Raw genomic sequence first — 13408 nt, forward strand, 5'->3', positions numbered from 1 at the left:
TTTTATCTTAACCACCGGGGTCTATGCGGGGGGGGGCGCGTGCCCCCCCCCCCCCCGCTTGGTTTTCGGAGCCTCAGCGGCGCTCGCCATTGACTTTTGCGGCCCCGCCCCGCATGGCCGCAGCCAAGGGCAACTCTGGGCTGAACACAGCCCCCATTCACAGGATCACGATGAGCTTTTCCGACCTGGGCCTTTCTGATGCCCTGCTGCGCGCCGTTGCAGACAGCGGCTATGACACGCCCACGCCCATCCAGCGCCAGGCCATTCCGTCGGTGCTGATGGGCAAGGATATCATCGCCATCGCCCAGACCGGCACCGGCAAGACAGCCAGCTTTGTGCTGCCGATGATCGACATCCTTGCCGAAGGCCGCAGCCGTGCCTTGATGCCGCGCAGCCTGATCCTCGAACCGACCCGCGAACTCGCCCAGCAGGTCGCCGAGAATTTCGACAAATATGGCAAGAACCACAAGCTTTCGATGGCATTGCTGATCGGCGGCGTGTCGATGGGTGATCAGCTCAGCGCGCTGGAAAAGGGCGTCGATGTGCTGATCGCGACGCCGGGCCGCCTGATGGATCTGTTCGCGCGCGGCAAGATATTGCTGTCGGGCTGCGCCATGCTGGTGATCGACGAAGCCGATCGCATGCTCGACATGGGTTTCATCCCCGATATCGAAACCATCTGTTCCAAGCTGCCCAAATCGCGACAGACGCTGCTGTTTTCGGCCACCATGCCGCCGCCGATCAAGAAGCTGGCCGACCAGTTCATGGACGCGCCGAAGAGCATCGAAGTTGCGCGGGCGGCCAGTACCAACACCAACATCACCCAGTGGATCGTCGAGACCTCGTCTCGCGACAAGAAGGATCTGGTCCGCTCCATTCTGCGCCAGGACGACGTAAAGACCGCCATCATCTTCTGCAACAAGAAGACCATGGTGCGCGATCTGGCCGATCTGCTGAAACGCGCAAAGCTGCCGGTGGGCCAGATTCACGGCGACATGGAGCAAAGCGACCGTATCCGCGAGCTTGATCGCTTCAAGCAGGGCGACATCACCATCCTCGTCGCTTCCGACGTTGCCGCCCGCGGGCTCGACGTGCCGGGCGTGAGCCACGTGATCAATTTCGACATGCCGTGGCATCCCGATGATTATGTGCACCGCATCGGCCGCACCGGCCGCGCCGGTCGCAGCGGCACGGCGATCAGTTTTGCCACGCCGGAAGATGCCGAAAATCTTTCGAACATCGAAAAGCTGACCCGGCAGAAGATTCCGCGTTGGACCGGCGGCGCTGCCGCCCCGGTGCAGGCCGCAGCGCCAGTCGCAGCCGAAACAGCCGAAACAGACGAACCGCGCAGCGGAGACGGTACAGGCGACCGGCGCCGCGCCCGCAGGCCCCGACGGGAAAAGGCGCCGGTCGAAACAGCAGTTGCCGTCGCCGCCGTTGATGAGCCGGTAGCAGCGCATGCGGCCCAACCAGCACCGCGATCGGATCGCCGCCGCCGCGACGAACGTGCACCGCGCGGCGCACGGCCAGCGCGTGACGTTCAGCCGGCCGCCGAGGCACCGGCGCCCCGCGAAGCCCGCCCGCCGCGCGCCGAAACGGCGCCCCGCGCGGAACGTGCGCCGCGCAGTGAGAAGCCCCGCGCCGTTCGCCAGGCCGCCGCAGGTGATCCGCTCGCCAGCTATCGTGCCATTGCCCTGGCTCCGCCGCCGCGCCGCGGCAACGACGATGATGGCGAGCGCTTCACCGGCTTTGGCCCCGAAGGTGTCCCCGGATTCCTGTCGCGGCCGATCCGCAGCGAGAGCTGATCGGCCGCACGGCTTGCCTTTGCCCGGCCCGCTGATAGGTTGCCGGCAACATGTCAGAGGGCGTTATCGTGTCGGGTGAATGGTTTGCGCACTATGTGAAGGCCCCGCGCCATCCGGGCAAAGGCCGCGTGATCCGCGCGTTGCTGGGTTTGCTCGATGGCCGCCGCCTGCCGTCGGTCTATGGCCCGCAGATGACGGTGCGCAGCCGCGACGCCACCAACCGCTTTGCCCTGCTCGGCACGCTGGCCGAAGATTATCGCGATGTCCACGCTCAGATCATGGCCATGCAAGCGGGCGATTGCTTCGTCGATATCGGCGCCAATCTTGGCCTGTTCACCATGGTCGCCAGCGACCACCTTGGGCCGCAAGGCCGGGTGATCGCCTTTGAGCCTAATCAGAAAACCTTTGCCGATCTCGCCGGCAACCTCGCTGCCAACCATTGCACCAATGTCGTCACCGTCTGCGCCGGCGTGTCCAACAACACCGGCCGCGTCGCCTTCGATCCTGGGCCGGCCGGCCATAGCGGGGTTGCCCATATCAGCGAAAGCGGCAGTAGCGCCATCATGGTGCTGGGCAGCGCCCAGGTCGCCGATCTGATCCTGAATGTCGCCGCGGGCCGGCACATCACGATCAAGATCGACGTAGAAGGCCACGAGAACCAGGTCATCGAAGCGCTGATGCCGTTGCTCGGCGACCCGCAGGTGACCAAGCTGGTCGTCGAAGTCGATCCTGAAAACCTCGCCCAGCACGGCACCACCCGCGAAACGCTGTTTGCCCGGCTGGCCGAAAAGGGGCTGACCCCCAGCGTCAACGATCCGACCCGCAAGCATTACAACGAAGTGTTTGTCAGGGCCTGAGGCAGCGGGCCTCAATAGGCCCCGCCAGCTTCCTTCCACTGCTTCACTTCCCAGGCCATCCGCGCCGGCGGGCCGAGCACGGCGCTGACCGGGCGGCGCAAGGCGGGGCCTGCGGGTGCATCAGCCACGCCGAGACGAAAGGCAAAGCTTGGTCGCCAGACGGTGTCGCCAAGCAAGGCTTCGGCGGCACGGGCAAAGCGGGGCGCGGCCCGCAACTGCGCTTCGCGGTCGATCATTTCGGGCAATTGGTTGAGCGGCTGCGCCACAAGGCCGGCCGCGGTGGTATTGAGATGAATGCGCTGCCAGGCACTGCCCACCAACAAGGCGGAGCGGCGGTCATGCGGCTGCGGGGTGAGGATCAGGCCGAACACCGAAGCCGTGGGCAGGTGCGCATCGCGGGTGGACGCCAGCCAATATTTGCCTTCGTCAGCAGCCGACTGCGGCGGCAGCATCGCGCCGGCAGCGGCCAGCCAGGGCGAAACGCCGGATGTGGCAAGCGTAAGGCCATCCATCAGGCGCTCGGCGTCGCTGTGGCTGTGCCGGAACCAGCGGTGGCTGTCGGCCATCATGGCGGCATCGCTGGTGATGGCAACGGTGGCATCATCGGTGAGCGCGGCAAAACGCCGACCCATTGGCGTGTTGGCCCCGAACAGCACCAGCTTGATACCGGGGAATGACGGAAAGGACTGCACGGCGGCGAGTTTGGCATCGGCCACCGGCCCGCCGCGCCAAACGCCGCGGTGGGTATGGCGGCGGGCGATGAACGGCAGCAGCGGGTGCGGCGGCGGGCCACTATTGTCGGGGCCGAGGATGAGGCGGGCGACATGGGCCGGATTCTGCGCGTCGGGCAACAGGCGCACGCGGGCGGCGCGGCCCAAAGCGGTCGAGGCCAGCGCCATATTGTGGATGGCACCGCCCAGCCCAGCGAGGCGCTCGCGGCCAAAGGGATCCATCGCCCCAAGGCTGCGGCCCGGCACTTCGAAGATATCGACGCCAAATCTACCCACGGCAAAGGCCCAGGGCTGGGTGTTGTGCGGACTGGAGGCCAGCACGGCGGCGCCCACCAGTTTCAGCGCACCCTGCTGGCGCTGGCTGGCCCATTCATCCCAGGCGTGCAGGGCGGGATTGTCCCCGCCCAGCAGCCCCTGTTGCCAGGCGCGGGTACCCAGCCCGGCCACCACCACCCCGCCGGCACCAACAAGCAGCTGACGGCGGCTTGTCATCCAGCGGGAATGATGATGGTCGGGCTGTGGCGACGTCAGGCGGCGATGGCCTTGCCGCGACGGGCCGAGCGGCGCTGCGCAACACCGACAATGCCGAAGCCGGCAACAAGCATCAGCCACGTGCCCGGTTCCGGAACAACAGCGGTTCCTGAGCCATTGAGGCGGATGCCGGGCAGCACGGTGTTCGAGGTGCCGTACGCTTGGAAGCCATCGATGTTGGTGAAGCCAGACTGGCTGTAGGGTTCGGCACCGCTCTGGTTGTAGAAGAAATTCTGATTGGCGTTGCCGTTGAAGAAGAACGCCACGTTATAGGCAGAGCCGGCGGCGAGGTTGAGGCTGGCAAAGTTGAAATCAATCCATTCCAGGCCGGTCGTGCTGATCAGCGCCGAGCCCGAACGCAGGACGGTGCCGGGGCCGACATTGCCGGTGATCGCCGACGCCAGCTCAACCGAATAGCTGAGGGTGACGTTGGTCAGATTCTGAAAAATACCAACGCTGTCGAGGCTGAAATTGGCGGTCGGCACGAACACCACGCCGCGGCCTTGGCTGTAGGCATCGTTGGCGTTGGTCGTGAAGACCTGCCCGGTCGGATCGCTCGGCGGAATGAAGGTGACGGTGGCTGCATTGGCGGCGCCGGCTGCGGTGATGAGCGCGCCAGCGGCGGCGATAAGAAGATTGCGGAACATGGGGCTCTCTTTCTGTTCTGGACCTCCGCCAAGCGGGGCAACAACAAATGTTGCAAAGAACATGCCACTCTGGTTAATCGGTATTAACCACTGAAAATGCGCGAAATTACCGCCTGTTGGGCACCTTGCCGAACCACCACTGTAAAGAATCCTGACACTCTTTCACGCAACGCCGCGACCGGCGGATTGAAGGGTCAGGATTGGCGCGGGTTTCGACCGATCATTCGGCGGGAATAGCCGCGGCTGGCGGCGATACGGGATACGCCGATTGCGCCTGCCAGCGCGCGCGCAGCGCATCGGCGGTTTCATCGGACAGCGCGCCGGGCGGGCCAAATGTTGCCGCCCATGCCGATTTCAGGCTGCGCGCTCGTGCCAGATCACGGGCGATGCCGACCCATTCGTGCACGGCCACCCACAGCGGGTTGAACGTGCCCAGATTACGGATGATGCCATAGCGTGGCGGTTCATCGGCACGCTCGGCTTCGAAGGTGCCGAACAGCTTGTCCCACACGATGAACACGCCGGCATAATTGCGATCCAGATAGCGCGGATTGGTGCCGTGGTGGACCCGGTGGTGCGACGGCGTGTTCATCACCGCTTCGAACCAGCGCGGCATTTTGCCGATCACTTCGGTGTGAATCCAAAATTGATAGATCAGATTGAGCCCGCCGCAAAAGGCCACGAGTTCGAGCGGGAAACCGACGAAGAACAATGGCAGCTTGATGAGGAAGGTCAGGCCGAACAGCCCGGTCCAGGTCTGCCGCAGCGCGGTCGAAAGATTATAATGCTGCGAGCTATGGTGGATGATGTGCGCCGCCCACGCCCAGCGGATACGGTGGCCGGCGCGGTGTACCCAATAATAAGCCAGATCATCGGCGATGAAGCACAGGGCAAAGCTCCACCAGGTGATCGGAATGTCGAACAGGCGGTGCTGCCAGGCCCAGAACGCCAGCCCGGTGACACTGCCGGCCAGAGCTGCGCCGGTGATGGTGTTGCCCAGGCCCATGGCCAGGCTGGTGCCGGTGTCGCGCCAATCATAATCGCCGCGCCAACCCATGCGCACCGCCACCAGTTCGACGATGATGGCGATGACGAACATCGGAATGGCGATGGCGACCGGATCGACCGCCATGAGATCCTGCATGGTCACAGCCGGCCGGCCCAGTGCAGCGCGGCTGCTTCACCCAGATCAAGGGACGTTTCGGGGAACATGGCTTCATCGGGCCGCACGCGCAGCACCGATCCCGCCCGGCCGACGATGGGCGCATTCAGCGGCCGCACCACGAAGCGATCGCCCAGCGGCCGCACCAGTGCCACCCGGCCATCCTGAGCCGCCACCAGCGCGCCGCTGCCATCGCGGCTGATCGCGGTTTCGGCCGGCGCAAAATCTGGCAGCGCATCGCTGGCCAGCCGCGCGGCCAGTTCGGCGCTTGGCACCCGGGGGGTGCGGGAAAAGCCCAGCAGCCGCGCGGCCACCACCAACACGGCCACGCCGATGACGGAGAACAGCAGCAGGCCCATACGGTCCATCAGCCAGCGCCCAGTTGCTTGAACAGCGGCAGCAACCCGACAACATTATAGCCGCCCGCGCCCGCTGCCGCGATGATCGCTGCCGGATCGGTGCCCTGCCTGGCCGCCGCCAGCGCCCACAGATTGCAACTGCGCGTGCCCGATCGGCAAAAGGCCAGCACCGGGCCCGAATCCAGCGCCGCCGTCATCGCTTCGACCTGATCGAGATTGAAGCCGGTATGATCGATGGGGATGGCGACATAGGCCAGGCCCGCCGCCTGCGCCGCTGCCGCGATCTCGGCACCTGACGGCTGATCAAGGCTTTCGCCATCGGGCCGGTTGTTGACGATGCAGCGAAAACCCTGCGCGGCGGCAAGCGCCACATCTTCGGGAGAGATCTGCGGCGCGACGGAGACGCTGTCGGTGATGCGAATGAACATGCCGGCAAGACTAGGCGGTGCGGCGGCGCGGCTCAATAGGGGATGAACGCGGGGTCGCCCGGCACCATGGCAAAGGCGCCGGCGCGCCAATCCGCCACGGCGCGGGCAATGCGCGCCGGATCGTGCGAAACGAAATTCCATTCGATGTGGCGGGTTTCCGGATACGGCGCGCCGCCCAGCAGCATCAGCAGGCTGTCGGCCTCGGCCACCAGTTCGGCGTCGCCGTCGCCAATCACGGCCAAAGCGCCGGGGGCGATCGCTTCGCTATCAACCGCGGCAGCGCCGGACACCAGGTAAACGCCGCGTTCGCCCCACTGCGCCGACAGCGCCAGCCGGGCACCCGCCTGCATCCGCAATTCGGCATAGATGATCGGGTGCGGGAAGCGCACGGGTGAAGTGAGGCCCCACAGGCTGCCGGCGATGACGACGGCCTCCACCCCGTCTGCCACGTGGTGGGGCATGGAATCGGCAGGGAAGTGATCGAAGGCCGGATCGCATTCTGCCGCCGCCACCGGCAGTGCCACCCAGGCCTGGATGCCGTGCATGTGATGGCCGGCAGCACGCTGGGCCGGCGGCGTGCGCTCGGAATGGACGATGCCGTGCCCGGCGGTCATCCAGTTGACCGCGCCGGGGTGGATATCCATTACCGTGCCCAGGCTGTCGGCATGGCCCAGCGCGCCGTGAAACAGCCAGGTGATGGTGGCCAGCCCGATATGCGGGTGGGGGCGCACGTCGATGCCGGCACCGGGCGGGAAATCGGCTGGGCCCATTTCGTCGAAGAACACGAACGGGCCCAAAGAGCTCTGGCTGCTGCGCCGACCGGGAAACGGCAGCACGCGGGCGACGGAGAAGCCGCCCAAATCGCGGGTGCGGCCGGGGATGGTTTCGACAATCGACATTGCAGTTCTCCGTCAGCAGGGGCGGCTGTTGGCGCGGAACCAGTCGGCCAATGCGGGTTCGCTCACATCTCCGGCGGCAAGCGCCAAGAAGGTCAGCACGACATCCGCTTCGCTGGCAACGAGCCGGAAGCCGTTCAATTCCATGAACAGCGCGCCAGCCACAAAGGCACTGCGCTTGTTGCCATCAACGAACGGGTGATTGCGGGCAATACCCCAGGCCAGGCTGGCGGCGAGCGCCGCGCAGTCGGGATCGCCATAGGCGGCGAGATTCTGTGGCCGGCCCAGCGCCGAAGCCAGCAACCCGCCATCACGGACGCCGGCAGCGCCCCCGTGCTGCGCCAGCTGCTCGCCATGCACGGCGCGCACCAGCGCTTCCGAAATCCAGCGCCAGGCCATGTCCTGTCACTTGGCCAGTTCGCGCAGGGCGTTGCGATAACGGCCCATCACTTCGCGCGCCGCCTCCATCTGGGCTTCGAATTCCGGATCGTAGGCGGTGAGCTCGACGCCATTCGGCGTTTCCACCACATTGAGTACGCTGCCCTTCTCCACGCCCAGCCGGGCGAGCAATTCCTTGGGCAGGATGATGCCGGCGCTGTTGCCGATGGCGGTGATCTTGAGCTGGTGCATGGCGCGATTCCTTGTATAACAGGCGTTATAACAGAACTGCATCGCTCCGCCAATTGGAATCAAGCGAGGCCCGCCTGATTCAGACAGGTGGCAGCGCGCCCGATCAACGTTCATGCTGGCCACACAAAGGAGACAGAGTGTGAAGAATTTGGCGGGCAAGGTGGCCTTTGTCACGGGCGCAGCATCGGGCATCGGGCTGGGCATTGCCGAAGCCCTGGCGCAGGCCGGGGTGAAGGTGATGATGGCCGATATCGAGCAAGACGCGCTCGACGCCCAGGTGGCGCGGCTGGCGGCGACCAATGCCGATGTGGCCGGGGTTCGCGCCGATGTGTCGTTGAAAGCCGAATTGCAGAAGGCCGCCGATGCCACCATCGAACGCTTTGGCAAGGTGCATATCCTGGTGAACAATGCCGGCGTGGGCGGCGGCGGCGGTTATGGCGAGTGGAGCGATGCCAGCTGGGATTGGGTGATCGGCGTCAATCTGATGAGCGTGGTGTGGGGCATCGAGATTTTCGGGCCGCTGATCGAGAGCCACGGCGAAGGCGGCCAGATTGTTTCGACAGCGTCGATGGCCGGGCTCGTGGCTGCGGTGGCGCCGGGCTACAACGTCACCAAATATGGCGTTGTCGCGCTGTCCGAAGGATTGCGGCCGACGCTGGCGGCCAAGGGCATCGGTGTATCGGTGCTGTGCCCAGGCTTCATCCGCACGCGCATCATGGAAAGTGCTCGGGCGCTGCCGGAACGGTTGGCGGGCAAGGTGGTACTGACCGATCCCACGGGGCTGCCCAATGAATTTGCGGCCATGGCCGCGCAGGCCATCCAGAATGGCATCGATCCGCTGTATGTGGGTGAATTGGTGGTGGAAGGCATCGATGGCGATTGGCCCTATATCTTCACCGACAATCAGTTCGAACCCGGCGTCGATCTGCGCTTTGCCGCCATCAAGGCGGGTTTTGACAAGATCAGGGGGCGCACGCCGCGCCATTGATCCGTTTCAGGCCGCTGCAATCGTCGTTCGGTGCAGCAACCGCGCGTGGCCCTGGTATCCGCCAGTGGCCGCGTGCAACACCGAACGATTGTCCCACATCACCAGCATGTTGGGCTGCCAGCGGTGGCGATAGTGGAACTGCTCCTGCCCCTGCCAGTGGTAGAGTTCGACCAGCAGCGGCAGCGCCGCTTCGTCGCTCATGCCCTCAAAACCGATGATATAGCCCAGGCAGCCGAACAGGCCTTCGCGCCCCGTTTCGGGATGGCGACGGATAAAGGGGTGCAGCTGCGTCGACCGCGCGGTTTCCGATGGGCGGATGTCCATGGTGCGACCCTTGTCGCCGGCACCATAAAAGCCATCAGGGGCATAGGCCTTTTGTGCGGAATGGATGGCTTGTCGCCCGTCCAGCCGGGCGCGCATCTCGGCAGGCATCGCATCCAATGCCAGGTGTTGATTGGCAAACAACGTATCGCCGCCTTGCGCCGGGATGGTGATGCCATAAAGGCAGGTGCCGGCCGGCGGGCGGGCCTGAAAGCTCCAATCCGTGTGCCAGTTTTCGGCAAAGATCGGTGCCGTTTCATCGGCGGCGCGGGCGACGGCGATGATGTGCCGGCGACCGGCAATGGGCGCAATGAACGGATCATCGCCAAAACCGCCCATGGCGATGGTGAAGCGTTCCAGATCATCATCTGAAAGGCGCTGGTCGGGAAAGGACAGCACATGATGCTGCAACCAGGCGGCGCGGATGGCGGCCATCTGCGCCGAACTGAGCGGCCCGGCCAGATCGATGCCGGTCACCATGGCCCCGCAGGCCTGGCCACTTGGTTCGACGTGCATTGTCCCCTCCCCCTGCTTTGCCAACGTGCTTTGTCATCATGCTGGCAGGGCAAGGGAGGTCAGGTCAATGCCCGCCGCCCATCGGGCCGGTGATGGTGACTTTGGGGATCAGCCACACCAGCGCGGCGGCAAAGAAGAACAGCAGCGCGGTGCCGGAATAGATGTGCAGGTTTGCCAGCGTGGCGGCCTGCACGTCCAGCAGCCGTTCGATGCTGGCGCGGGCCTGTTCCAGGCTCAGGCCGGCGCCCTGCAGCCGGGCCATGGCCGCATCCACACCGTTCATGCCATCGGCCATGTCGGCGCGCACCTGGCGCGATTCCACATCCCACTGGCTGGTGGCAACGGCCGCGCCGATCGCCCCGCACAATGTTCGGCAGAAGTTCATGATGCCAGCGGCCGATACGCTTTCTTCCGGCTTGACGCTGGCCATGGCCAGGCTGGTCAGCCCGATGAAGAAGAACGGCATGCCCAGCCCGGTCAGCAGATGTGGCCACACCAGATCGGCATAGCTGCTGTCGGTGGACCACGAGGTGCGCATCAGGGCCATCAAGCCCAGCCAGGCAACGCCGAAGGTGACCGTAAGCCGCGGATCGACCCGGGTGAGCAGCATCCCGGCCACAGGCGCAACCAGCACGGAAAACACGCCGATCCAGGCCACGGTATAGCCGGCCTGCGTGGCGGAATAGCCGAACACCGATTGCAGCCAGAGCGGCGTGAGCACCACGGTGGCAAAGAAGCTGCCAAAGCCGATACTGATCACCGCTGTGGCAGCGGCAAAACCCCGGTGCCGGAAGATCCTGAGATCGACAATCGGGTGATCGTCGGTCAGTTCCCAGATGATGAAGGCCGCGATGCTGATTGCCGAAACGATGGCCAGCACGACAATTTGAGTTGAACCGAACCAATCCTGTTCGCGGCCGGTGTCGAGCATGATCTGAAAGCTGCCGATGCCGATCACCAGCAACAGGAACCCGATGATATCGATGGGCTGGCGCTGCAGCGGCGTTTCAAACACCCGCAGCCGTTGCCACACGACAAACAGGCAGATCGCCACCACCGGCAGGTTGATGAAGAAGATCCAGTGCCAGCTGACATTGTCGGAAATCAGGCCGCCCAGGATCGGGCCAAGGATGGGCGCGGCCATCGTGGTGGCAGCCCACAAGCCAATGGCGGCGCCTTGCTTTTCCTTTGGGAAAATCTGCTGCAACAAGGCCTGGCTCAACGGCATGATCGGGCCGCCGGCAAAGCCTTGGGCGATGCGGAACAACACCAGCGCTTCCAGGCTTTGCGACAGGCCGCAGAACAGGGAAAACAGGCCAAAGCCGAACAACGAAATGCCGAACCAGCGCACCACGCCAAAGCGCATGGCCAGCCAGCCCGACAGCGGCACCGAAATGGCTTCCGCCACCGAATAGCTGGTCACCACCCAGGTGCCTTGCGTGGGGGCCACCGCCAGACTGCCGGCAATGCTGGGGATCGAAACGTTGGCGATGGTGATATCCAGCACCACAACGAAATTGGCCAGCGCCAATGCCATGGCCGTCATCCACAGGCGCGCGCCTGTCAGCGGCTCCGGGATGGCGGCTGCGGTCATTCTCGCGTGTCCACGACTGCCGTCATCGACAGGCCGACGCGCAGCGGATTGGCTTTCACTTCGGCTTCATCCAGCGCAATCCGCACCGGCAGCCGCTGCACCACCTTCACCCAGTTGCCGGTGGCATTCTGCGCCGGGATCAACGAAAAGGCCGCACCCGTGCCGCCCGCAAGGCCGACCACCTTGCCGGTGTAGCGGACGTTGCCGCCATACAGGTCCGACGTCAGCTCAACCGTCTGGCCGACGCGGATGCGCTCCAGCTGGCTTTCCTTGAAATTGGCATCCACGAACAGGCCGGCGGTGGGCACCAGTGTCATCAACGGCGCACCGCCAGCCACGCGCTGGCCAACCTGCACGTTGCGGTTGGTAACAATGCCGGCGACGGGCGCCTTGATCACGGTGCGATCAAGATCGAGCCGAGCGCGGGCCAGCGTCGCTTCGGCAGCGCGAATATCAGGCGCCGTGCTGATCGTGGTGCCGCGCACCAATGCTGCTGCAGCCGCGGCATCGCCAGCGGCGGATCGCGCCGTATCCTGCGCCGAAGCGACGGCGGTTCGCGCCGCATCGCGGGTGGCAACGGCGGCCGCCAGCGCGGCACGGGCCGCGCCCAGTTCCTCGTTCGAAACAGCGCCGCTGCCGGCCAGGGTCTGGCGGCGATCAAATTCGGCTTTCACCCGCGCCAGCATCGCCTCGGCCTCTGTCAGGCGGCTGCGCGCGGCGGCGATATCGGCGGTGCGCCCGGCAGCGCGGGCGGTGGCGGCTTCGGCCAGCGCACCAGCCTGACCGTAACGCTGCCGCGCCTGTGCCAGCGCCGCTTCGGCCTGCGCCACGGCAATGCGGGCATCGGCATCATCCAGCACCACCAGCACATCGCCAGCGTTTACAGCCTGGGTGCCGCCCACCATCACCTCGGTCACGGTGCCGGGCAATTGCGGTGTCACCAGCGCGGTTTCGCCGCCCACATAGGCATTGTCGGTTTCCACGCGCCCGCGTTGGAACAACGCCCACCATGCCGTTGCCACCAGCGCCGCGATCACCACCACGCCAGCCAGCAGCCGCAGGGCGCGGCCACGCTTGGGGTTGGCGCTGTCCACGATTGCCAGCGCCGGGTTCATATCAGCCATCACTTGGCCTCCTGTTCGCGAAATCCGCCGCCCAGCGCGCGCACCAGCGCCACGTCGGCGGCAAGACGAAATCCGTTCACGTCGGCCAGCGCCCGCCGCGCGGTCACCACCGCATCATCAGCGGTCAGCACCAGCAACTGGTTGGACAGGCCGGCATCATAGCGCAGCGCCGCCACCTTGCGGGCCTGTTCGGCTTCGGCCAGCGCAACGGCTGCGGCCTGGCTTTGCTCGCCCAGCGCCGTCACCGCGCTGGCCGCATCAGCCACTTCGTTCAGGGCGCGCAGCAGTGCTGCATCATGCGCGGCCGCAGCCACTGCCAGCGCCGATCGGGCACCGCGGGCATCCGCAGCGCGGCGGCCGCCATCGAAGATGGGCAAGCTCAAGGCTGGGCCAAACTGCGTGTAAAAGCTGCCGCCATTGAACAGATTGCCAAAACCAAGGCTTTGCTGGCCAACGGTGGCGTTGAGCGACAAATTGGGCAGGAAGGCGCGGCCAGCCGCCACATCACGAGCGCCAGCGGCTTCGGCTCGCAGCCGCGCCGCCACGATATCGGGCCGGCGCGCCACCAGCGCGATGGCGGCATTTTCCGGCAGGCCGGGCGGCAGCGGCTTGATGGCCGGCGCGGCAAGGTTCAGGCCGCGATCAGGCCCTGCACCCAGCAGCAGCGCCAGGCGATTTCGCGCCACGCGCACCTGCTGGCCAGCGACCGATAGATCGGCCAGCGCCAACGCCAGCCGGGTCGCGGCCTGGGCCCGGGCGCCATCATTGTCCAGCCCGGCTGCAACACGATTGGCGGTAAGGTCCAGCGTCTGGCGGCGG

15 protein-coding genes are annotated in these 13408 nt (G+C 65.6%); 3 read left to right on the top strand and 12 right to left on the bottom strand.

All coding sequences use genetic code 11. From position 1 onward, the window contains the following. The first annotated feature begins 170 nt into the window (after positions 1-170). Together RMO81_RS03880 and RMO81_RS03885 are read left to right on the top strand one after the other, a co-directional pair. Entirely contained in the window at positions 171-1805 is a 1635-nt protein-coding gene (locus RMO81_RS03880) for a DEAD/DEAH box helicase (protein WP_310474429.1), read from the top strand. A gap of 50 nt (positions 1806-1855) precedes the next feature. Continuing rightward, a complete protein-coding gene (locus tag RMO81_RS03885; RefSeq protein ID WP_310474430.1) occupies positions 1856-2662 on the top strand; it encodes an FkbM family methyltransferase in 807 nt (268 codons plus the stop codon). An 11-nt stretch (positions 2663-2673) separates the two neighbouring features. On the opposite strand, the gene RMO81_RS03890 is transcribed toward RMO81_RS03885, so the two are convergent. From RMO81_RS03890 to RMO81_RS03925, 8 genes are all read right to left on the bottom strand, one after another. Beyond that, positions 2674-3885, bottom strand: a complete 1212-nt coding sequence (locus tag RMO81_RS03890; RefSeq protein ID WP_310474431.1) for a hypothetical protein — start codon at positions 3883-3885, stop codon at positions 2674-2676. Positions 3886-3920: 35 nt separating this feature from the next. After that, positions 3921-4571 carry a PEPxxWA-CTERM sorting domain-containing protein gene (locus RMO81_RS03895; RefSeq protein WP_310474432.1) on the bottom strand — a complete coding sequence of 217 codons (651 nt, stop codon included), beginning with the start codon at positions 4569-4571 and terminating at the stop codon, positions 3921-3923. Between the two features lie 220 nt (positions 4572-4791). Continuing rightward, entirely contained in the window at positions 4792-5715 is a 924-nt protein-coding gene (locus tag RMO81_RS03900) for a sterol desaturase family protein (protein ID WP_310474433.1), read from the bottom strand. A gap of 2 nt (positions 5716-5717) precedes the next feature. Further along, a complete protein-coding gene (locus tag RMO81_RS03905) occupies positions 5718-6101 on the bottom strand; it encodes a hypothetical protein (protein WP_310474434.1) in 384 nt (127 codons plus the stop codon). After that, on the bottom strand, positions 6101-6520 hold the full coding sequence (locus tag RMO81_RS03910; RefSeq protein ID WP_310474443.1) for a TIGR01244 family sulfur transferase: 420 nt from the start codon (positions 6518-6520) through the stop codon (positions 6101-6103). Before RMO81_RS03910 ends, RMO81_RS03905 begins: the two co-directional genes overlap by 1 nt. Positions 6521-6552: 32 nt before the next feature. Beyond that, the gene (locus RMO81_RS03915; protein WP_310474435.1) at positions 6553-7419 is read right to left on the bottom strand and encodes a pirin family protein; all 867 of its coding nucleotides are present in this window, start codon (positions 7417-7419) and stop codon (positions 6553-6555) included. A gap of 12 nt (positions 7420-7431) precedes the next feature. After that, a complete protein-coding gene (locus RMO81_RS03920) occupies positions 7432-7815 on the bottom strand; it encodes a type II toxin-antitoxin system death-on-curing family toxin (RefSeq protein ID WP_310474436.1) in 384 nt (127 codons plus the stop codon). Between the two features lie 6 nt (positions 7816-7821). After that, positions 7822-8046 (bottom strand): AbrB/MazE/SpoVT family DNA-binding domain-containing protein, encoded by a 225-nt coding sequence (locus tag RMO81_RS03925; RefSeq protein WP_310474437.1) that lies wholly within the window; start codon positions 8044-8046, stop codon positions 7822-7824. Between the two features lie 139 nt (positions 8047-8185). On the opposite strand from RMO81_RS03925, the gene RMO81_RS03930 reads away from it, so the two are divergent. Continuing rightward, positions 8186-9034, top strand: a complete 849-nt coding sequence (locus RMO81_RS03930) for an SDR family NAD(P)-dependent oxidoreductase (RefSeq protein WP_310474438.1) — start codon at positions 8186-8188, stop codon at positions 9032-9034. Between the two features lie 6 nt (positions 9035-9040). Here the strand turns inward: RMO81_RS03930 and RMO81_RS03935 are convergent, their stop codons facing one another. The 4 genes from RMO81_RS03935 to RMO81_RS03950 form a co-directional block, all read right to left on the bottom strand. Beyond that, entirely contained in the window at positions 9041-9871 is an 831-nt protein-coding gene (locus tag RMO81_RS03935; RefSeq protein WP_310474439.1) for a TauD/TfdA family dioxygenase, read from the bottom strand. Positions 9872-9935: 64 nt separating this feature from the next. Beyond that, a complete protein-coding gene (locus RMO81_RS03940; RefSeq protein WP_310474440.1) occupies positions 9936-11465 on the bottom strand; it encodes a DHA2 family efflux MFS transporter permease subunit in 1530 nt (509 codons plus the stop codon). Then, positions 11462-12589, bottom strand: coding sequence for an HlyD family efflux transporter periplasmic adaptor subunit (locus tag RMO81_RS03945; protein WP_310474441.1), 1128 nt, complete (start codon positions 12587-12589; stop codon positions 11462-11464). The genes RMO81_RS03940 and RMO81_RS03945 overlap by 4 nt, the downstream gene beginning before the upstream one ends. Further along, the coding region (locus RMO81_RS03950; RefSeq protein WP_310474442.1) for a TolC family protein at positions 12589-13408 on the bottom strand (820 nt) is incomplete at its 5' end. The genes RMO81_RS03945 and RMO81_RS03950, both read right to left, overlap by 1 nt.

This window comes from Sandarakinorhabdus sp., from assembly GCF_031422795.1.
Taxonomy (GTDB): Bacteria; Pseudomonadota; Alphaproteobacteria; order Sphingomonadales; family Sphingomonadaceae; genus Sandarakinorhabdus.

What these genes read in the sequence shown, in the direction of transcription:
- RMO81_RS03880 (WP_310474429.1), top strand. Translation starts at nt 171, where the DNA reads ATGAGCTTTTCCGACCTGGGCCTTTCTGATGCCCTGCTGCGCGCCGTT.
- RMO81_RS03885 (WP_310474430.1), top strand. Translation starts at nt 1,856, where the DNA reads ATGTCAGAGGGCGTTATCGTGTCGGGTGAATGGTTTGCGCACTATGTG.
- RMO81_RS03890 (WP_310474431.1), bottom strand. Translation starts at nt 3,885, where the DNA reads ATGACAAGCCGCCGTCAGCTGCTTGTTGGTGCCGGCGGGGTGGTGGTG.
- RMO81_RS03895 (WP_310474432.1), bottom strand. Translation starts at nt 4,571, where the DNA reads ATGTTCCGCAATCTTCTTATCGCCGCCGCTGGCGCGCTCATCACCGCA.
- RMO81_RS03900 (WP_310474433.1), bottom strand. Translation starts at nt 5,715, where the DNA reads ATGCAGGATCTCATGGCGGTCGATCCGGTCGCCATCGCCATTCCGATG.
- RMO81_RS03905 (WP_310474434.1), bottom strand. Translation starts at nt 6,101, where the DNA reads ATGGACCGTATGGGCCTGCTGCTGTTCTCCGTCATCGGCGTGGCCGTG.
- RMO81_RS03910 (WP_310474443.1), bottom strand. Translation starts at nt 6,520, where the DNA reads ATGTTCATTCGCATCACCGACAGCGTCTCCGTCGCGCCGCAGATCTCT.
- RMO81_RS03915 (WP_310474435.1), bottom strand. Translation starts at nt 7,419, where the DNA reads ATGTCGATTGTCGAAACCATCCCCGGCCGCACCCGCGATTTGGGCGGC.
- RMO81_RS03920 (WP_310474436.1), bottom strand. Translation starts at nt 7,815, where the DNA reads ATGGCCTGGCGCTGGATTTCGGAAGCGCTGGTGCGCGCCGTGCATGGC.
- RMO81_RS03925 (WP_310474437.1), bottom strand. Translation starts at nt 8,046, where the DNA reads ATGCACCAGCTCAAGATCACCGCCATCGGCAACAGCGCCGGCATCATC.
- RMO81_RS03935 (WP_310474439.1), bottom strand. Translation starts at nt 9,871, where the DNA reads ATGCACGTCGAACCAAGTGGCCAGGCCTGCGGGGCCATGGTGACCGGC.
- RMO81_RS03940 (WP_310474440.1), bottom strand. Translation starts at nt 11,465, where the DNA reads ATGACCGCAGCCGCCATCCCGGAGCCGCTGACAGGCGCGCGCCTGTGG.
- RMO81_RS03945 (WP_310474441.1), bottom strand. Translation starts at nt 12,589, where the DNA reads ATGGCTGATATGAACCCGGCGCTGGCAATCGTGGACAGCGCCAACCCC.